At 72.4% G+C, this 23097-nt stretch carries 1 protein-coding gene (only partly in view); it reads left to right on the top strand.

This entire window lies inside a single protein-coding gene on the top strand: locus tag AC5YDV_RS09355, encoding an FG-GAP-like repeat-containing protein. The 43854-nt coding sequence extends 4802 nt beyond the window's left edge and 15955 nt beyond its right edge, so the window shows coding positions 4803-27899 — codons 1601 (partial) to 9300 (partial); the first codon wholly inside the window starts at window position 2. Both the start codon and the stop codon lie outside the window.

Genomic DNA, 23097 nt, shown 5'->3' with positions numbered 1-23097 from the left:
ACTCGGCGGCACGGTGACGCTGACCCGGACCGGCAACGCGCTCGCGGTCGCCTTCGACGCCGCCACCTTGACGATGGCGATCGGCCCGGAGGCCACCCCCACGCAGACGCTCACGCTCACCGGCGGCACCGGCACTGTGGCCATCGAAGCGGCCGGGGTCGCGGGCACGATCAGCGCCACCGCGAGTGCCACCGGCTTCGTCGCCCTGACCGGCACCGCGGTCACGGTCCAGGTCAACACCCGCCCCACCGCCGCGGCCGGCCTGCCCGCCGGGCCGTACGTCCGGGTCACCGTGGCGGCCGCGACGGTCACAATCGACGGCGTCGCCACCCTGACCGACGGCGGGGCCTTCGTCGAGCGCCAGGTCGGCACCGACGGCACGGCCGTGGTGGTCCTCGGCGTCACGGGCATGAGCGCGACCGTGGCCGGTGCGTCGTCAGCGCTGCTCACCTCGGCGTCCGGCGTGCTCGTGCTGTCGGGGACGGGCGGCGCCGCCGGCCACCTGACCGGGACGGCCGGCCCGGCTGCCTCGCCCGTCAGCGGCACAGCCGCCGCCGTGCGGTTCAACACCACCGGCGGGGCGTTCAGCCGCACCGTGCTGCTCGACGGCCGCGAGGTCGCGGTCACCTTCGCGGACGACCAGGCCTTCGTCCTCAGCCTCGCCGATGTCGCGCTGACCCTCGGCCCGATCACGATCCGCGGGTCGATCACCATCGATCCCGGCACGGGCACCTTCGCGGGCACCGGCCTCAGCCTCTTCGTCGGTGACGGCCCGGCGTGGCTCGCCGACGGCTCGATCAACCCGCTGGCCCGCGGCCTGCTGGTCACCGGCGCGACCGTCGGCGTCGTCCGTGTCGGTGCCACCGCCCCGTACACCCACGCGTTGTCGGCGTCCGGCACCGTCCAGCTGCTCGGCGTGCCGGGCGTCACGCTGGCGGGGACCCTCGGCGTCCGGTACAACGACACGGGCGCCACCCAGAGCGCGTCGCTTCCCGTCCCCGGCAGCGACCCGGTCGCAGTCACCTTCGGCACCGGCGAGGAGGGGAGTGCAGGGACGCCGTTCGTCGCGATCGCGGGCACCCTCGACCTCGCCGTGTACGGCCAGACTTTGGCCGGCGCCTTCACGTTCACCCGGCCCGCGGCCGGTGGACTCACCGTCGCCGCCACCGGCGTCACGTTCGCGATCGTGCCGGACGGGGCCAGCTCCCCGGTCGCGTCGCTGGACACCGGCGTCCTCAGCCTGACGATGTCGGACGCCGGGGTCTTCGGCTCGGTCTCGGGTGACGTCACCCTGGACCTGCCCGGGGTCTCGCTGACCACCGGCACGTTCGGCCTGGGTATCGACACCAGGGCGTCCGGCGGGTTCGTGAAGCTCACCGGCACGGGCATCACCCTCACCATGGCCGGCCAGCAGGTCAGCGGCACCTTCACGGTCGAGCGGCGCGGCGACACCACCACCGTGTCGGTGAGCGGCGGCACGATCAACCTCGGCTCGGGCGCGTTCGTGCTCGGCTCCGTCAACGGCTCGCTCACCGCCACCCCGGCCGGGGTCGCGGGCAGCTTCGCCGCCACCGTGACCACCGCCCCCGCGCAGTTCACGCTCAGTGCGGCCCTGTCGGTGCAGGTCGACACCGCCGCCGGCCACCTCCGCGTCGCGGTCGCGGGCGCAACGCTCACGATCGGCGCCCTCACCCTGCGCGCGGACGTCGCCTTCGAGAACGCCACCTCGGGCCTCACGGTCACCGTGGCCAACGCAACCCTGCTCGTCCCGGCGACCGACCCGGTCGTCCGGCTCACCGACGGCGCCGGCACGCTCACGCTGGCCGGCGGGCACGTCACCGGCGCGCTCGGCGGCACGATCGCGATCACCGTCCCCGGCGTGTCGGTCTCGGGCACCTTGGCCGTCGGGGTCGACACGCAAGCCGGCTGGTTCCGCGTCACCGGCACCGCCGTCACCCTCGACGTGCTGGGTCAGCAGCTGAGCGGCAACCTCACCGTCGAGCGGTCGGGCGCCATCACCAACGTCACCCTCACCGACGCCACCCTCTCGCTCGCCGGCGGACTCGCGTCAATCTCGGGCGCGACGGCGTCCCTGACGCTCGCCCCAGAGGGGCTCTCCGGGTCGTTCACCGGCACGGTCGCGTTCGCGGTCCCCGGCGTCACGCTGACCGGCAACGTGTCGGCGCAGATCGACACCACCGAGAACGGCCACGTCAGCATCGGGGGCGTCGGGCTCGACCTCACCATCGCCGGCCAGCTGATCAAGGCCGACGTCACTCTCGAACGGACAGCCGCGGCCGGCGGCGGCTCGGTCGTCACCGTGACCCTGGGGGCCATCGACTTCTGGGTGGGCACCTTCCTGCATGTCACCTCCGGTTCCGGCTCCTTGGTCATCGCGCCCGACGGCATCGCCGGGTCCCTGTCGCTGACGCCCGCCATCACCCTGCCGTCCCCCTTGGCGTTGACCGACCTCACCTTCCGGGTCGAGGTCAACACGCGTCCCACCCCGGTCGTGCTCGGCGCCGGCGTGACCCTGCCGGCAGGCCCCTACGTGCGGGTGCTCGTCGGCACCACCGGCCCCGCCACGCTCACCGTCGGCACCCTCGGCTCGCTCACCGGCTCGTTCGCGTTCCAGCGCTCCGCCCCCGCCGGCGGGGAGGCCACGACGATCATCGCCCTGACCGGAGGGTCGGCCACCATCGCGGCGGGCGGCTCGATCACCAACGCGACCGGCGTCCTCATCGTCACCAGCACCGGCCTGGCCGGCTTCGTCTCCGGCGACCTCAGCGCCGCCCTGCCGTCGCTCGGCCTCACCGGCGGCGCCAGCGTCCTCCTGCGCGTCAACACCACGGGCGAGCCCCTCGACACCGTCGTCTCCGTCGGCGGCGAGGACCTGCCCGTCACCTTCGCCTCCGGCGACCAGACGTTCAGCATCGCGATCACCGGCGGCACGCTCACCATCGGGGACTTCGTGACCATCGAGGGCGACTTCGCCGCCACGCCGACCAGCTTCGCCGGTCGCAACCTCACCGTGTTCGTGGGCGACGGGCCGCTGACCACGGTGGACGGCAACCGCAACCCGCTCGCGCGTGGCCTGCTCGTCACGGACGCCGTCGTCGGGTTCGTGAAGATCGGCGAGGCCTTCGCCCTCGACCTGCGCGGCACGGTCGAACTGGTCGGCTTCGCGAGCGTCACCCTCGCCGGCCAGGTGCGCGCGCGGATGAACCAGACCGGGGACGCCGTCTCGCAGACGATCGCCTTCGGCGACGGCTCCGGCGACGTCGTCCTCGCCTTCACCGACGGCACGGCAGGCACCCCCGACGAGACCGGCAGCATCGCCACACCGTTCGTCTCGGTGGCCGGCGTAGGCCTGCAGGTCGGCGTCCTGGGCCAGACGTTCGCCGCCGACCTGTCGTTCGCGAGGACCACCACCGGCATGACGATCACGGCCGCCAACGTCGAACTCGTGCTCACCGACGGCGGCACCGAGCTGCTGTCGCTGCGCAACGGTTCGGGCGAGTTCCACCTGACCAACGCGGGCGTCGCCGCGGTCGTGTCGGGCACGTTCGCCGTTGCACTGCCCGGCGTGGCCCTGGGCGCCGGCGTCCGGCTCGCCATCAACACCACCGCCGCGCAGGTCACCTTCGACGCGGACGGCACCACGCTGGACGCCACGCTCCCCGCCGGCCCGTACCTGCGGCTCACCGCGAGCAACGTCGGCGTCACCGTCGCCGGCCAGACCATCACCGCCCAGCAGCTCGACATCGAGCGCCGCACCGACAGCGGCAACCCCGTCACCCGCCTCACGCTGGCCGGGGGCACGCTGACCCTCGCCGACGGCGCCACCACCCTCCTCGGCCTCACGGCGATCAACGGTTCCCTCGTGATCGGCGCCGGCGGCGTCGCCGGCCGGCTGTCGGCGACCGTCACCACGATCGGCCTCCCCGAGGTCGCCCTGTCCAGTGTCGCGCTCGCCGTCAACACCGGCATCGCCGCGGTCGACGACCTGCCCGCCGGCCCGTACCTCCGTGTCGAGGCGCTCGGCGCGCGGATCTCCGTCGGCGGCCAGACCCTGAGCGCCGACCTCGCCTTCGAGAAGTCCACCGACTCCGCCGGCGCAGCCGTCGTCGTCGCGGGCGTCACGAACCTCACCCTCGCGATCACGGCGGGCGGCCAGACCGTCGCCTCGCTGACGAACGGCCGCGGCGCCGTCCTGTTCACCTCGGCCGGGCTCGCCGCGTCCGTGTCCGGGACGATCGCCGTGACGATCCCCGGGGTCAGCCTCACCGGCGACCTCGACCTCCAGCTCAACACCACCCCCACCCTCGTGAACCGGGTCCTGACGGTCGGCGGCGCCGACCTGCTGCTCGCCCTGCCCGCCGGCACCGCCGGCGCCGACTACCTGCGCCTCGCCGGCACCGGCGTCGCGCTGGACGTCCTCGGGCAGCGGATCAGCGGCGACCTGGGGATCGAGCGCGTGGGCGCCGCCACGCACCTCGTGGTCACCGGCGCCGCGCTGTCGCTCGGCGGCGGCGTGGCCAGCGTGACCGGTGCGACGGCCGACCTGACGGTCGAGCCCGGCGGCGTCCACGGCAGCTTCTCCGGCGCGGTCGCGTTCACCGTGCCGGGCGTCGCGCTCGACGCGGCCGTCACGGTCGACCTCGACACGCGCCCCTCGACGCGCCACCTGCGCGTCGAGGCCGACGGAGTCGACCTGGTCCTTGGTGGCCAGGAACTCCACGGCGACGTCGTGTTCGAGCAGACCACGGACGCCGCCGGCGCCACCGTGCTCAAGGTCGCCATCGCGAACACCGACGGGGCCACCACCTCGCTGCTCACGCTGACGACCGGCACCACGACGATCCTCGACATCGTCGACGCCACCGGCCTGCTGCTCATCGGCCCCGCCGGCATCGCGGGCAGCCTCGTCGTCACCTCGTTCTCGGCGAACCTGCCCGGCGGCATCACGCTGGTCGCCAGCTCGCTGCGCATCGACGTGAACACCGGCACGACCGCTGTCACCGAGACCTTCGTCCTGGCCGGGACGCCGACCGTCCTCGACCTCCCCGCCGGCCCGTACGTCAGCGTCCGCGCGCTCGGCGCGAAGCTCGACCTCGGCACCCCCGAGCTCTCGGGCAACTTCGCCTTCCAGCAGGGCACCGCGCCGGACGGCTCGGCGCTGACCGTCGTCGCCGCCACCGACGTGACGATCGGCGTGACTCTGGGCCAGGGCGCCGCCACCCTGGTCGACGGCGAGGGCGCGTTCGTGTTCCTCGCAGGCGGCCTCGCCGGGTACGTGTCCGGCAAGGCCAACCTCGCCGCCGGTCCGGTCGCTGCCGGCGCCGACCTGCTGCTGCGCATCAACACCACGAGCGCCGCCGTCGACAGCTCGATCGAGCTCGGCGGCCGGACGCTGGTGGTCAAGTTCGCCACGGGGAACGTGTTCGAGGTCTCGCTGTCGAACCTCAGCCTCACCATCGCCGATTTCGTCACGATCGAGGGCAGCATCTCCTTCCAGGAGACCACGATCAACGGCCAGGCCGCTGAGGTGTTCGCCGGCGAGGGCCTCACGATCTTCCTCGGTCGCGGCCCGGCCAAGCTCAGCACGGGGGAGACCAACCCGCTCGCGATGGGCGTCCTGCTCACCAACGGCCGGATCGGCCTGGTGAAGATCGGTTCCACCCACGCCCTGGTCGCCGAGGGCACCGTCAGCCTCGTCGGCGTCGCCGGCGTCACCCTGACCGGCACCGTCACCGCGCGGGTCAACACGACGGGCCAGGCGATCAACCAGACCCTCGAGATCGCGGGCAGCCCGGACGCCGGCGTCCCGGTCGTCTTCGCCACCCCCGCCCTCGTGACCGAACTCGTCGCCGCCGACGCCACTCTCGCCGTCGCGGGCCAGAGCCTCACCGGCACCTTCGCGTTCAGCCGCGTCGGCGACGACGTGGTGGTGGCGGCGTCCGGTGTGGAGCTCGAGCTCGGCGGCGCGGTGTCCGTGACCGGCGGCGAGGGACTCCTCGTGCTCGGCGCCACCGGGCTGGCCGGGCGCCTCGAGGCCGACGTGGCGCTCAGCGTGCCCGGCGTCTCGCTCGGCACCGGCCTGTCGGTGGCCATCAACACCACGGCCGCCCCGGTGCAGCGCAGCGTCGTCGTCGCCGGGTCCACGCTGACCCTCGACCTGCCGGCCGGCCCGTACGTCCGCGTCGAGGCGCTCGGGATGACGCTGCAGGTCCTCGGCCAGTCGCTCACCGCCGACGTCCTGCTCGAGCGGGCCACGGTGGCAGGCGCCCCCGTGACCACCCTCGGGCTGGCGAACGTCGACGTGGCGCTCGGGACCGGGACGTACGGCGTCCGGCTCACCGGCGGCAGCGGCGTCCTGCTCGTCACGGCGGCGGGCGTGGCCGGGCGCCTGTCCGGAACCGTCGTCGTCGCCCTGCCGGCCGGCACGTCGCTCACCGGGTCGCTCTCGCTGGCGATCAACACCACGACGGCGTCCGTGAACGCCTCGGTCGCCCTCGGCTCGACCACGCTCGCCCTGGCGCTGCCCGCCGGCCCGTACCTGCGGTTCGAGGGCACGGGGCTCGTGCTGACGATCCTCGGCCAGACCCTGTCCGGCAACGTGGCGATCGAGAAGTCCACCTCGTACGGCGCCGACGGCGTCCCCGGCGGGTCGGGCGCCAATCTCGACCGCACCACCGTCCGCCTCGCGATGACCGACGTGGCACTCTCCCTCGGCGGCGCGACGCCGGTCCTCACCCTCAGCGGCGGGACGGCCGCCCTGCTGGTGACCCCCACGGGCGTCGCCGGCCGCATCACGGGCAACGTGGCGCTGAACGTCCCGAACGTCACGCTGTCGGGCGCCCTCGCCGTCGAGGTCAACACGACCGACGCCGCGGTCAAGGAATCCTTCAGCGTCGGCTCCGGCGCACCGGTCGCCGTCGACCTGCCGACCGGCCCGTTCCTGCGGGTGTCAGGCAAGGGCGTCCAGCTCGCGGTGCTCGGGCAGACCCTCTCGGGCGACCTCGTGATCACCCGCACGGTGGACGCCGCCGGCGCGGCGAGCGTCCGGGTGCAGGCCTCGAACGTGGCCCTCCGGCTCGGCGGGACGCCGCAGGCTCCGCTCCTCACCCTCACCCAGGACGGCGTGGGAGAGTTCCTGCTGACCCCGGCGGGCCTGGCCGGCCACGTCGCGGTCGACCTCGCGGTCAACGTGCCGAACGTGACCCTGACGGGCAACGTGGCCATCGTGGTCAACACCACCAACGCCCCGGCCGTGCTCACCACCCGCACCTTGCAGGCCGGCCCGTACCTCAGCGTCGCCGGCGACGACCTGGTCATCTCCCTGCTCGGCCAGAGCCTGACCGCCGACGTGAGCTTCGAGCAGGTCACCAACGCAGCCGGCCAGAAGGTCGTCCGGGTCGGGATCGCGGACGCCGACCTGATCCTCCTCGGCACCGTCGCGACCCCGAAGGTGGCCGTCCTCAACGGCACCGGCCTGTTCGTCCTCCGGCCCACCGGGCTGGCCGGCTCGTTCTCAGGCGACGTCACGTTCGACCTCGGCAGCGAGATCAGCCTGACCGGTGCCCTCGAGGTGCAGGTCAACAACGGTGACCTGCCGGTGGCCGAGAGCCTCGTCGTCGGCAACACCACGGTCGCCCTCGACCTGCCGGCCGGGCCCTACCTGCGCGTCGCCGGCACCGGCGTCGTGCTGAAGGTCGCCGGGCAGGTCGTCCGGGCCGACCTCGCGCTGGAGCGGGCGGTCAACCTCGGCGCCGACGGCGTCGCGGGCGGCACCGGGCTGAACGCCGACACCACGCTCGTCCGCGTCGCCGCGACGAACGTGTCCCTGGCCCTGGGTGACGGCACGCGCAACTTCCTCACCCTGACCGACGGCCGGGCGCTGTTCGTCAGCTACGGAACCGGCATCGCCGGGTCCGTCAGCGGCACGGTGGCGCTCCGCAACGTCCCTGGCGTGACCCTGTCCGGCGCGCTGTCGCTGGAGGTCAACACCACCACCGCCGCGGTCGAGGAGACCTTCCTGGTCGGCGGGGAGACGCTCACCCTCGAACTCCCCGCGGGCGAGTTCCTACGGGTCTCCGGCACCGGCGTGACGCTCGCGTTCGCAGGCCAGAGCCTGTCCGCCGACGTCGAGGTCACGAAGACGACCGGCGCGCTCAACGTCCAGATCAGCAACGGACGCCTCGTGCTCGGCACCGCCTCGCAGGCGCTGGTCACCGTGGCCGACATCGACGGCGACGTGACCCTGACGACGGCCGGGCTGTACGGGGAGGTCACGGCGTCCGTGCTCTTGGACATCCCCTCCATCACGCTCGCCGGCGACTTCGGCCTCCGGTTCAACACGACCACCGCGGACATCCAGATCGCCGGCGCGGGCACCCCCGCCGACCTCACCGACGACGACTGGCTGTACCAGGGGATCAGGGTCGTGGCCATGGGCGCGACGCTGACCATCGCCGGCCAGTCCCTCGGCGGCAACGTGGTGATTGAGAAGCGCACCGGCACGGCCCAGCCCGAGGTCAGCATCGCGTTCGCCGACCTCACCCTCAACCTGGGCGGTGCGGTCGTCGTCACCGCCCAGCACGACTGGTCCGGTGCCGTGCTCATCACCCCGGCCGGCGTCGCGGCCACGTTCTCCGGGTCGCTCGGCGGCAGCGGCGACGTGCCGGCGGTGTTCCAGTTCGGCAGCGGCATCGCCCTGAGCGGCGCTGTCGCCCTCTCGATCAACACCGGCACCCAGCCGGTCGACCGCACGTTCACCGTGGACCTGCCCGACGGCACCACGAAGCCCATCGACCTCGACGTGCCCGGTGGTCCATTCTTCCGGGTGTCGGTGGCCGGCAGCCTGGTCGTCGGCGGCGCCGTGACCTTCTCCGGCGACTTCGTGGTCGATCAGGGCACGAAGCCCGGCTTCGGTGGCACCGGCACCGCGCCGACCTCGGTCACCACCCCCGTGACCGCCTTGGCCCTCGGCGACCTCGACGGCGACGGGCTGGCGGATCTGCTGCTCGGCAACGCGGGCGGCGCGGCCCTGTTCCGCGGCACCGGCCCCGGCGCGTTCGCCTCCACCGCCACGGCGCTCACCCTCACCGGCGGCTCCGGCACCACCCGCGCGATCGCGCTGGCCGACGTCAACCTCGACGGCCTCGCCGACCTCGTGCTCGTCCGCGACACCACGAGCACCGTGCACCGCAACCTCGGCAGCGGGTCCGGCTCGTGGCTCGGCGTCGCCGCCGGGATCGCGCTGGACACGCCGCTGGCCACCTCGGTCGCGGTCGGCGACGTCGACGGGGACGGCTACGCCGACATCGTCGTCGGCGCGAGCGGCGCCGGCGCCACGCTGAAGGTCTTCCGGAACCAGGCGCGCGCCACCACCACCCTGACGGCGCCCCTGGCGAAGGAAGCCACCACGATCAGCGTCGGTTCCGCCGCCGCGTTCGCCGCTGCCGGGACGCTGATCGTGGGCGGCGAGGCGATCGCCTACACGGGCAAGACCGCCACCACCTTCACCGGCCTGACGCGCACGGCGCCGGCCGACCACGCCTCGGGTGCCACGGTCACCGGTGTGGGTCCGACCCAGTGGGTGCCGTACCTGTCCGCCGCCTCGTTCACGCGCGGCACCGACACCGCCACCACCGGCGTCGCGCTGGCCGACCTGACCAACGACGGACGCCTCGACCTCGTCGTCGCCAACACAGGCGTCGCCCACGCCGTCCACACCAACCTCGGCCTCGACCCCTCCGGCGCGTGGCTGGGGCTGACGGCGTCCGCCGCGGTCTCCCTGGCCAACACGGCCGCCGCGACCGCGGTCGCGGTCGGTGACGTCAATGCCGACGGCTGGGCCGACGTGGTCGTCGCGAACAACGGCGCCCCCGCACAGGTGTACCTCAATCAGCGGGCGGGGTCCGGCGCGACCTCCCTGACGGCGGACGTCACGGCCGCGGCCACCGACGCGCTGACGGTCGGGAGCACGACCGGCTTCGCCCCGGCCGGGATCCTGCGCATCGGTTCCGAGGCCATCGCCTACACCGGCACGACCGCGACCACCTTCACCGGCCTGACCCGCGGCGTCCTCGCCACCACGGCCGCGACCCACAGCGCCGGCGACGCCGTCGTCGGCGGAGTGTGGCAGGGCATCGCCGCCGGCACCGCGCTCTCGGCCACCCCGGCGGCCCCCGCGGCGACCGCAGTCGCCCTCGACGACGTGGACGCCGACGGCACGCTCGACGTCGTGCTGGGCACGACCGGTGCGCCGCTGGTCTTCACCAACCGCGGCGGCTCGGGCGCCGACTGGCTCGGCTTCAAGGCAGGTTGGGACGCCGCCGCCGGGCCCAGCCACTTCCTCGCTCTCGCCAACCTCGACGCCGGGGACGACCTCGACATGGTCACCGTCGGCTCCGCGGCCGCGCCGGTCGTGCGCCTGGCCGTGCCGACGCGGGTCACCCGCATCGGGCTGGCGAACGTCGGAGTCACACTCACGCCGACCGGCGGGACCGACGCCTTCGTGATCACCGGCGGTCAGGGCGCGTTCCTCGTCCTGCCCGCGAACGGGTCGCTGACAGGGGGCGTGGTCGGGACCTTCTCCGGCACCGGCAAGCTGGACGTTGCCGACGCCACCGCGACCTTCGACGTGGCCGTCCGCTACAACGCCACGAACCAGACCGTCGACGAGGTCGTCGAGGTCGGTGGGATCGCCATCCCGCTGGTGTTCGGGACCACCGAGCGGGCCAGCGGCGGCACCCCGTACGTCGCGATCTCCGGCTCCGGCACCCTCCGGCTGGGCGACTTCGTGGAGGTGTACGCCGAGATCACCTACAGCGGTGGCGTGGCGACCCTGGCCAACGCCCGCATCTTCCTGGGCCAGGGGCCCTACCTCCTCGAGGCGAGCGGCGACGTCAACCCGAATGCACAGGGCGTCCTGATCAGCGGGGCCGGCGGCACGCTGATGAAGATCGACGGCACGCTCACCACGCCCGACACCTACGCGCTCCACGTCACCGGATCGGTGAGCCTGGTCGGAATCGCGGGGATCGAACTCGGCGGCACCATCACGGTGAAGTACAACGACACGGGTGCGGCCCAGTTCACCGGCGACCAGGCCGTCCCGACGGGGACCGTCGCGGCCCCTTACGCCCTGCTCGGCGCGAGCAACCTCACGCTCCGGGTGGCCGGACTCGAGCTCACCGGCGCGTTCGCGGTCATCAAGGAGCCCAACGGCGACCTGACGATCACGCTGGGCACGGTCACGCTCTCGCTGGGCACCCCGCCCGAGGGCAGCACGACGGCGCCGGTCGAGGTCACCATCGGCAGCGGCGAGCTCACGCTCACCAAGGCCACGGCGACGTCCCCGGCGGGCGTGTACGGCGTGGTCACCGGGATCACCGTCGCGGTGAACGTCCCCGGCGTCCAGTTGACCACCGGCAACTCCAGCCTGCGCATCAACACCACCGCCGTCGAGCAAACCGTGGGCACCGAGAACCTGCCCGGCAACTACCTGCGCGTCCAGGTGGGCACCCCCTCGGCCAAGGCCACGCTCTCGTTCGCCGGCCAGTCGCTGTCCGGCGTGTTCGGCTTCGAGCAGGTCACCGGAACCGTCAGCCCCACCGCCCCGCCCGGGACCCCGGCGCCGAAGATCGTCCGCATCTTCGCCACCGGCGTCGAGGTCAGCCTCGGCACGGCTGCGGCCGGCGTGGCCGTGTCCGGCGGCGAGGGTCTCATCGTGGTCGGCCCGACCGGGTTGGCCGGCAGCATCACCGCGACCGTCGACGTGACGATCCCGAACACCCCGGTGAACCCGGCCCTCCACTTCACCGGCACCATCGCGTTCAACACCTCGACCCGCGCGGTCAACGAGACCGTCGCGTTCGAGGGCGGGTCCCTCACCGTCGCCCTGCCGGCCGGACCGTACCTGCGCGTCGAGGGCACGGGCCTCGTGCTCGACCTGTTCGGCCAGCGCATCTCCGGCGACTTCGTCTTCGAGAAGGCGACGACGGGCACGGCGTCCGTGGTGCGCGTGGCCCTGCGCAACGTGTCGGCGTCCTTCGGCGACGGGACGACCGCATACGTCACGCTCAGCCAGGGCACCGGGTTCCTGCTGCTCGGCGACCCGGACGGCGTGGGCGGCAAGGTCGGCGGCCTGGCGGGCAGCCTGTCGGGCACCGTCGCGCTCACCATCCCCGGCGTGAGCATGTCGGGCACCCTGACGCTGGTCATCAACAACCGCCCCTTCACCGACGGCGCCGTCACCGACACCATCGCCTTCGGCCTCCAGCCGCTGGTCACGACCGCCGTGGCGGTCGGCGATGTCAACGGCGACGGACGCGCCGATCTGCTGCTCGGCACGAGCGCCGGCGTCCTCCTGTACGTCAACGACGGCACGGGCGACCCCTACGACGCGCTGCCCGCGATCCAGGTGGGCCCGACGTCCGACGCCGTCACCGCGCTCGCCCTGGGCGACCTCGACGGCGACACCCGACCCGAGCTGGTCGTCGGCCGAGCCGGCGACACGCTGCTCTACCGCAATGACGGCAGCGGCCTGTTCACGGCAGTCTCCGGCGCCGCTCTCGGCTCGGCCGCCCGGTCGATCGTCGTCGGGGCCGTGGACGCCGCCGCTGGTGCCGACGTGCTCGTCGCCTCGGGCACCGCGCTCACGCGGTACAGCAACCTGGGCACCAGCGGCGCGACCGGCGAGTGGCTCGGGCTGGGCGCCGGCGCGGCCGTGGCCGGCACGTGGACCGCGACCCAGGTCTTCGCTCTGGCCGACCTGGACGCCGACGGCCACCTCGACCTGTTCGCGGGCTCCGGCGTCGCGGGCACGGCGGACGCCGTCCTGCGCGGCAACTCCACGGGCGCGTTCGCGTCCGCCGCGGCGCCCGGCACCTCGGGCAGCACGGTCGTGGCGCTGGGCGACGTGGACGGCAACGGCACGATCGACCTGGTCCGCAGCACGGCGGACGGTGGCGTCCACGTGGCACTGAACCCAGGCGGCACCTGGGCCGGGTTCTCGGCCGCGACGACGGCGGTCACCGCCGGCGCCATCGTCGGGCTGGGCCTCGGCCGGGCGGACGCGGGCACCACCGCCGACCTCCTGGTCGCCGACGGCACCGGCAACGCCGCGTGGCGCGCGGGCGACGGCACCGGCGCGTTCGGGGCGGAGCGCGCGATCGGCGTCCTCACCCTCGACCTGCCCGCGGGGCCGTACCTGAAGGTCGTCGGCAACGACGTCGTGCTCACCCTCGCCGGGGTCGCGCTGTCGATCGCCGAGATCTCCTTCACCCAGGAGACCCTCGCCGACGGGTCGCGCCTGGTCAGCGTCGGCATCACCGACCTCGCCTTCGAGCTGGGCGGCAGCATCGGCACGATCCTGCTCGACGGCGCCCTGGTCATCACCCCCGCCGGCCTCGCCGGACGCCTCAGCGTCAGCCTCGGCTCGGGTCTCTCGTTCGGCGACGTCACCGTCGCGGGCGAGCTGCGGTTCGAGATCAACAACACCGCCGCCGCGGTGCTGCTGCCCGACGACGGCGTCCTGACCGTGGACGAGCGTCGCCTTCCGGCCGGCCCGTACGTCCGCTTCGTCGGTGAGAACATCGTGCTGACCTTCGGGACCGGCGGGCCGCAGCTCACCGCGTCGGTCAGCATCGAGCAGGCGACGACGGCATCCGGGCAGAAGCGCACGATCATCGCGGTCGCGGGTGGCAGCCTCGTCATCGGCGGGCAGCCGCTCCTGGGCGGCATCGAGGGCGTGTTCGTCGTCGCCCCGACCGGCATCGCGGGCTCGCTGCAGGGCACGATCAACCTCACCGGCGTGCTGCCCGACGACGTCGTGTTCGCCGGCACCTTCGGACTCGCCGTCAACCGCACCACCGGCCGGGTCCTCGAGAGCGTCACCCTCGGCGGACAGACCGTCAGCCTCGACGTGCCGGCAGGGCCGTACCTGCGGGTGTTCGGCGAGGGCGTGACCCTCTCGATCATGGACCAGAGCCTGTCGGGCAACGTCGCGTTCGAGCAGGTCGGCACCGGGCAGGCCGCGACCACCCGCATCGTCTTCTCCGAGGTCGAGCTGCGCCTGGGCGACGGGACGACCGACGTCGTCGTGCTCAGCAACGGCGCGGGCACGTTCACCCTCACCACCGTGAACGGCGTGAAGGTGATGTCCGGGTCGATGAGCGTCGACGTGGCCCTCAACGTCCCGCAGGTGTCGTTGACCGGCGCGTTCTCGCTCGAGATCGACACGACGCCCACCGCGCGGAAGCTGCGCGTCGGCGGCACGGGCCTCGTCCTGGTCATCGCCGGGCAGCGGCTCGCGGGCACCTTCTGGATCGAGCAGAAGACCGTCGGCACCGCACGCATCGTCTCGGTGACGGCGTCCGGCGTCGAACTGTTCCTCGGCGACCCCGGCGCGAACGGCGTCCCCGAGGCTCTCGCCGTCCTGAACGCCGACAGCGACGACCGCGGTCTGTTGTTCGCCGGCGGCACCGGCAGCCTGCTCATCACCCCGGCCGGCATCGCCGCCGACGTGAGCGGCACGATCAAGCTGCGCCTGGGCACCGTCGACTTCCGCTTCGACAGCGGCCTCGTCGCCCTCCAGGTGAACACCGTCCCCGCGCCCGTCGTGGACGCGGGCCTGGGGCTCGACCTCCCCGCCGGGAAGTTCCTGCGCGTGCAGATCGGCGAGACGGGCAACCCCGCATCCATCACCGCCTTCGGCCAGAGCATCGGCGGCATCTTCGCCTTCGAGCAGGTCAGCAACGCCGGCGCGGACCGTGTCCTCAACACCACCGACGACGTGCGGGTGCTCCGCCTCCAGGGCAGCCAGGTCACGATGTTCGTGGGCAACGACGGCGGCACCCCGGGCACCACCGAGGCCGACCTGGCCGACGACGTCGGCCTGCGCCTCAGCGCCGGATCGTTCCTCATGCTGCTCACCCCCGAGGGACTCGCGGGCGAGATCAGCGCCACCGCCACGATCCGCCTCGGCGACGGCATCCCCGCGGTGACGGCGACGGTCGGCGTCCGCATCAGCGACGTGCGCCGCACGGTGAACGGCAAGGTCGTCCCGGTCGCGGTCGAGGAGCAGGTCGTCCTCGACGGCGTGGTCTCGACGCTGTCGCTGCCCGCCGGGCCGTACCTGAAGGTGTCGGTCACCGGCCTGGCGCTGACGATCGGCGGCCAGACCCTGACCGCCGACCTCTCGTTCGAGAAGGTGACCGACGTCGGCGCGGACGGCGCCTTCGGCGGCACGGGCGCCAACCTCGACAGCACCACCTCGCGCATCCGCTTCGCGAACGTCAGCCTGCGCTTGGGCACCCCCGAGCAGGACATCGTCGTGGTCAGCAACGGCTCCGGCGTCTTCGAGATCATCCCGCCCGCGGGTGCCGTCAAGGGCGGCCTCGCCGGCCGGATCTCGGCCGACGTCGCCGTCGACCTCCCCGGCGTCCTGTTCTCGGGCACCTTCGAGCTCCGGCTCAACACCACGACGGCGAACCGCCAGCTCCAGGTCGCCGGCCAGGACACGCCCGAGACCGAGGACGACGACTACGTCACCCTGGCGGCGGGCTCGCTGCAGGTGGCCGGGCTCGGCGTCACCCTCGAGGTCGCCGGACAGCGGCTCACCGGGTCGTTCTCCTTCACCAAGCACAGCCCCAGCGGCGTTATCACCATCGGGCTGGAGGGTGTCGAGCTGGCGCTGGGCAATGGGGAGACCACGTTCGTGACCGTCGGCGTCGCGTCCGGCGTGATCCTGGTCACCCCGGCCCGCCCGTTTGTGCCGGCGTCCGGCCAGACCCCGGCCCAGCCGGCCGTGACCGGCGGCATCGCCGCCCGCCTGGACGTCTCGCTGACGCTCAACGACGCCCTCAGCGACGACTTCAGCCTGTCGGACGCCACCGCCGAGCTCCTCATCAACACCAAGAACCGGGCCGTGGTCGACGTCACCCTCCCCGTCGGCGGCACGCTCAACGTGGACGCAGGCCCCTACCTGCGCGTCCAGGTCGGCGTCGGGGCGCCCATCGCCGTCACTCTCTACGAGCAGGAGCTCACCGCCACGGTGGTGTTCGAGCAGCGGACGACCGCCACCGGCACCAAGGTCATCCGGGTGGCGTTCACCAACGTGAGCCTGTTCCTGGGCGACCCGGGTGACGAAGAGACGGGTGACGAGGTCGGCGTGCGGCTGACCGACGGAGCCGGCGCGGTGGTCATCACCTCGGCCGGGATCGCGGGTGAGATCGAGGGCACCGTCGCACTGGTCGGCCTGCCCGTCACCCTCGACGCGTCGCTCAAGCTCCAGGTCAACAACCTGGGCGTGGCGGTGTACGAGACGATCCAGTTCGCGGGCGTCGACGTGGTCACCACCACCCAGGGCTCCGCCAGCGTCGCCGAGGTGCAGACGGTGTCCGTCACCGTCACGACCGGCACCTTCACCCTCGCCCACGACGTCAGCGGCAACGGACGCATCGAGGACGACGAGATCTCCGACGCGCTCGCGGTCGGGGCGGAGGCGTCGGTGGTGGAGACCGCGCTCGAAGCGCTCACCGGCCACGCCCTCACCGTCGCCGCGGTCACCGGCGGCTACACCGTCACATGGGGCGCGAACGGCAACCGCGCCCCGCTGATGGGCAACGTGCGCACGCTCGACCTGCCCAAGGGTCCGTTCGTCCGCCTCGCGGCCACCGGCATCGACGTCGTCATCCTCACCGACCCCGAGAACCCGGGCGCCGGCGGCGTCACCATCCACGCCGACGTCGCGTTCGAAAGCTCCGGTCCGGTCGGGGCCAAGGTGACCAAGATCGCGTTCGCGAACGCCACGGTCAGCAGTGGTCAGGGCATCGATGGGAATGCGGACGGCGGCAACGGCCTCACCAGTGCGTCCGGCGCGCTGATCATCTTCTCCCCGAACAGCATCACCGACCCGACGACCACCCCCAACCCGACCCGTACCACCACGGGCGGCATTGCTGGCATCCTCACCGGGCGGGTCAACGTGCCGTTCGGCGGCGCCAGCCTCGGCTTCTCCATCAACACCACGGGAGTGATGGTCAACCAGACCGTCGACGTCGGTGACACCAACCTGGTCCTCAACCTCGCGGCCAGCCCGAAGTTCCGCTTCATCGTCCAGAACCTCGACTTCAACTTCGGCAACATCCTCGAGATCCGCGCCGGCAACTTCGCCGTGGGCGAGGGCAGCTTCTCCGGCAGCGGCCTGGAGATCTTCATCGGCAAGGGACCCTCGAAGATCGACGGCGTCGCCAACCCGGCCGCCATCGGCGTCCTGATCTCCAATGCCTCGATGGCGTTCCAGAACCTCTCCGACGGATTCGCTCTCCGGGTGACGGGCCAACTCGCCCTGCTCGGCCTCGACGGGCTCACCGTCAGCGGCGCCGTCACCTTCGAAGTGAACACGTCGGCGGGCCCCCTCCCCACGATGGTGGGCGGGCACTCGCTCCTCCCCGGCCGTTACTCGTTCCAGGCCACCAACGCCCGCTTCGCGGTCGACGGCATCTTCGAGCTCACCGGCACCCTGGGCCTCACCCGCAGTCCGGACGGCAGCCTCGACATCGTGCTCACCCACGCCGGCCTGCTCATCTCGATCAGCGACACCGACATCGCGCGCCTGTCCGGCTTCGGTTCGTTCACGATCTCCCCGGTCACGGGTTTCCGGTTGAACAACTTCAAGGTGGACGCGTTCAAGCTGTTCCCCAAGCAGAACGACCCGGCCCTGGCGACCGGGACCACCCCGACGCTCTTCCCGACCGCCGACCTGCACCTCTACCTGGACAGCGCCACGTCCGAGTACCGGCCGCTCAAGAACGCGGTGCTCACCGCGGGCGAGCTGACCGGCTCGATCACGGTGCTGTTCAACGACACCAACGGCGTCGGCCTGCGCAACGAGACCATCACCGACCTCGACCCCGAGTTCGACCTGCTCGTCAACGGTGCCTCCGCCGCCGGCGTGACGGTCAACGGTGTCCCGACGGCCGTGCCGGTCGCCGAGGCGGGCCGGCCGGGCGTGTGGCGCTACACCTACACCGGCAACCTGGCCCCCGGGCTGGTCACCGTCCGGTTCCGCAACGGGGCCTTCAGCGACACCTCCGGCGCGATGACCATGGGCGAGGACGAGACGTTCGTCATCTTCGCCAACTACGCCGACCCGGACAACCCCAGCCGGCTCGTCACCAAGCCGGGCCCGGTCGTCACCCTGGCGAGCCCCAGCAACGGCGGCACGATCACGGCCGCCCAGATCAACGCGCAGCGCTACCTCGACGTGACGTTCACCAGCCTGCCGCCGGCCGACGGGATGGCCCCCGAGCCCATCATCAAGCCGTCGACCGCGCTCGCGGTGGCCCCGTTCACGCTCACCGGCACCGGCGTGGCCGACCTCGCGCGCGACGCCTCCTTCCGGCCGCTGGTCGCCGGCGTCCAACTCATCTCCGGGCGCGCCGACAACGCCACCACCGTCACCTACCGGTACTACTTCAAGGACGCCAACACGTCCAACACGACCGGACTCTTCCAGCCCGGCGCCATCCAGCTGGCCTTCGACCCCGCGCTGGTGCGCAGCGGGACGGCCGCCGACTCGGCGCCCAACCAGTCCGGCCAGACCGCGTCCTTCACCATCGACGCCTCGGCGCCCGGCGCCGCCACCGAGGGTGGCCCCATCCAGCTCGGACCCCTGACCCTGCAGGGCCCCAGCGTCGGGCTGGCCGACTTCGGGTTCGCCGACGGCATGGTCGTGCTCACGATCGCGATCGGGGTCGACCGGGCCAGCCTGGCCTTCGGCGGGAACGCGACCACGACCACGACCGGCCCGACCACCCAGCAACAGAGCAGCGGCGTCACCGTCGACCTCATCGGCGTCATCGGCACCTTCGACCTCGCCGTCGACGTGTTCGGCCTGTTGAGCGGCAACTTCCGCGTCGAGCCGACCGGCAAGTGGGGCTTGCGGGTCGCGGCGCTCGAGGCGATCATCCCCAACGTCGCCGAGCTGCGCGCAACCGGCGTCGTGGTCTCCTACGACCCCAACGGCGAGGACGACCAGGAACTCGTGCGCATCAACACCGCCGAGATCACCCTGCCGCGCTTCGGCATCACCGGCCGGCTGTTCCCCTACGACCCGAACCTGAGGTCGAACATCGCGACGAACAACCTGAACCAACCGCTCACCAACGACGACGAGCTGCCGGCCGCGACCATTCCCGGCCTGGTCGTCCGCGGCAACGGGTTCAGCCTCGGCACCGCCGAGCTCGCCTACGGCCTGCCCATGACCAACGGCCAGGCGGTCCCCACGAGCAACACCGTCACCCCGACGGCCCAGGACGCCAAGATCACCTTCGGCGGCATCCTCGAGCTCGACGACATCCGTGTCGGCATCTCGGGCCTGACCGTCGCCTTCGACGGCGGCAACCCGTTCGCGAACTTCACCGGCCAGCTCTACATCGCCACGGGCGGAGCCAGGCTCTTCCCCGGCAAGCCGTTCGGCGCCACGCTGTCCGACCGCAAGACCGCCGACGACAAGCGCCCCGACGGCACCCCCGACGACGAGGCGTTCCGCATCGCCCTCACCTTCGAGTCCGGCGTCGTGGACGCCCTCCAGCTGACGGTCGACACCCTTGAGATCAAGCTCGGCACGTTCGTGACGCTCTCGACGGTCAACTTCCAGCTCGACACCGGGGCGGCGGGCACCTCGAACGAGATGGTCTCCTTCGGCTCCGTCGCGGCCCGGGTGAACATCGGCAGCCTCAGCCTGGCGGGTGAGGGTCGCAACTTCGCCTTCACCGGCGAGGGGGACTTCAAGGCCAAGACCGGGTTCGGCGTGTTCCTGTCGGTCGGCTCCGCCACCGGCGACTCGTTCCAGTGGCCGTCGTTCCTGCCCGTGCGCATCGACGCCATCGGCGTCCAGTGGGCCGACATCGAGAACGCGCCGGAGGACTTCGTCCTGACCCTGTCCGCGAGCGTCACCGAGCTCAAGGGGATCTCCGGGCTGACCTTCAGCGGCTCGATCCAGGGCATCAAGATCCAGCCGTCGCTGCTCGCCCAGGGCAAGTTCCCGATCATCGCGCTGGATTCGATCGCGGTCAGCGTCAAGGGCAGCATGTTCGGTGGCGAGCTGGACGCCGGCCTGCTCGGCGGCATCCTCAAGCTCGACGCCAACTACGCGATCATCGGGCCGCTCGACGCCACCACCCCGGTGTTCAAGCGCGTGTTCTACCTCGGCATCCAGGGCGGCTTCTCGATCGCCGGCATGGCCGGGTTCACGATCCGCATCGGCCTGAGTGAGCTCGGCCCGCTTCAGGTGTTCCTCAACGTCGAGATCCCGGGCGGCATCCTGCTCGAGCCGAACTCGGGCCTCACGATCAACGACTTCGCGGCCGGCGTCGAGTTCTTCAAGACGCTGCCCTCGATCGAGGACCCGTTCGCGCTGCGCGGCCCCGACTTCGCCCTGCCGACCAACGTGACAGCCGACCAGTGGCTGACCTCGCTGCAGAACCAGGTCGCGGCGCAGGCCAAGGCGATCGCGGCCAACCCGGCCCGCGACGGCTTCTTCGCCGCCTTCACCTCGCCGATGGTCATCACCGGGTCGGCCAAGATCTACTCGATCTACACCTCGCAGCAGGTGTTCAACGGGCAGGTGACCGTCAAGATCTCCACCGACGGCAAGCTGCTCGTCATCGGCAAGCTCAACTTCGCCGCCGACAACATCTCCCTCAGCGGACGCCTCTACGCCGACCTGTCCCGGGTCGCGACGGGCGACGTCGTCGTGCTGTTCCTCGCCGACATCCCCGACCAGGTCCGCCTGCTGACCCTCTACGGCAAGCTGAAGATGGGCTTCCGCAACTCCAGCGGCGAGGAGGTCACGTTCGACGTCGTCGGGCTGCCCGACCCCGTCGCCACCGGCACCGCGCCCACGGTCGACACCGTCACCCCCGCCCCCGGTGGCGGCAGCGTGGACGCCGTCGTGGCCAACGGCGCCCCCGGGTCCACCAAGTACGTCGACGTGGTCTTCACCGCGCCGTCCGGGGCGAGCATCGACCTCGCCTCGATCCTGGACCCCGAACAGGAGTTCACGCTCACGGTCAACGGGACCACGCGCGCGGTGGCGTCCGGCACGCCGGTGCCCGTCGTGACGGTCACCCTGGACGACGGCGTCCGGTTCGCGACGCTGGTGCTCGCCGCCGGCAAGGTGACCTACACCTACCGCACGGACGAGGACGACCCCGCCACCGCGGTCACCGTCACCGTCGCCGACTCCACCACCGAGGAACTGGACGCCGGCACCGACCTCATGCAGCTCGCCGTGGCCCGGACGGGCACCACGCGGTTCCGCTACGCCATCGGCACCGACGAACTGCCGCTCGGCACGGTCACCCTGTCCTTCGCCGCCGGCGCGTTCGCCAACGCCGACACCACCACCGCGGCGGGCGCGACCGTCGTGGGCGCCGACAACCAGCCTGACGACGTGTCGTTCCTCGTCACCGGGGCGACGGCGACGATCAGCGACCCGACCCCCGGCGCGGTCGTCGACGTGAACCTCATCAACAACCGGCCGTGGCTGACCTGGATCGACGTCGACTTCACCATCCCGGCCGGCTACACCCTCGACGTCGACTCCGTGCTCGACCTCGCGCCCGAGGTCGTCCTGGGCGGCATCGGGCTCGGCACGGTCGCCCTCGACGCGACGCAGGCGCCGATCCAGCTGACCACCGGCGGCACCGGCGTCCAGCGGTTCCGGTTCTGGACCACGGGTGCGTTCGCGGCGTCCGGCACCGTCACGGTCACCGCGATCGTGCGCAGTTGGTCGTTCGTGAGCACGGCCAGCGGCGCGCTGGGATCCGTGACGATCCCCGCCGGCACCGCACCGGGCACGATCCTCGTCACCTTCCCCGTCCCCGGCGCCAACGGCGCCCCCGCCGACGGCGTCCTCGACCCCGACTCCGTCGCCGACCTGCTGCCCGAGTTCGTCGACCAGGACACGAGCGCCGGCGCGCCGGGCGTCCAGCTGTACGTGGGCAACGGCTGGGTGGTCACCCTCGACCCGAACCGGACGCCGACCTTCGACACCGACGCGGGCAAGTGGGTCATCCCGGTCGTCGTGACCCCCGGGACGGGCTCCGCGACCTTCACACCGAACCTGGCGTCCGGGAGCACCAGCTGGACCAGCACCGACGACGCGAAGTACACCGGCACCGTCGCGGCGGTCACGCCCGCGGCCGTCACGGGGAGCCCGACCACCTACCTCGACGTGACGTTCCGGGCGTCCGTGGGCGCGCTCGCCTTCGGGACCACCTTGGGCGACGAGATCCTCGTCGGGGGCTTCGGTGGGTCCACCGTGACGCTCACCGGCACCGCGGTCTTCCTGCGCGGCACGACGTACCGGTTCCTGCTCGCCGGCTCGTTCCGACCCGGTCAGGTGGATGTGCGGGTGCAGCTGGCCAACTTCGGTGACGCCTCCGGGCGTGCCCCGCCGGCGGACGCCGAGATCACCCGCACCTTCTTCGTCGCGGGCGCCACCGCGGACGTCGTCCGCACCATCCCGGCAGACACGGCCACCGGCACCCCCGAGACCGTCGTCGGTGTCGCGGGCTCGGCGCTGGGCCGCGACCTGCTCAACTCCCTGTCCTACCTCGAGATCCGCTTCCGTCCCTCGTCCGGCTTCGCGGTCGACCACGCGACCATCGACGGCGACGAGATCGAGTTCCGCGACGCCGCGGGCACGCTCATCGCGCTGGCCGCGCCGATCCGCGTCGGACTCAGCGACACCTACCGCTACGCGTTCACCGCCACCCTCGCGGTCGGCGAGCACACGGTGACCTTCCTGGCCGGCCGGTTCGCCGACACCGGCGGGCAGCCCAACCAGGCCGAGACCGAGCGCTTCACGCTCGCCGTGCCGACCGCGGCGCTGGACGACCCGGTCAACGGCCAGGTCATCGACGCCGGCGACTTCAATGGCCGCGGCTACGTCGACATCACGTTCCCCGACTTCGCCGGCAACGCCGTCGACCCGGGCACGATCACGGACGCCGACGTCGAGATCACCCTCACCGAGGGCGACACGGAGCTCTCCGTCGACGGCGCGGCGCTGCTCGT

The sequence above is a fragment of the Propioniciclava sp. LT432 genome, assembly GCF_059515965.1.
Note: the sequence above shows the minus strand (reverse complement) of the source record. Positions and strands in the feature narration are given on the sequence as shown.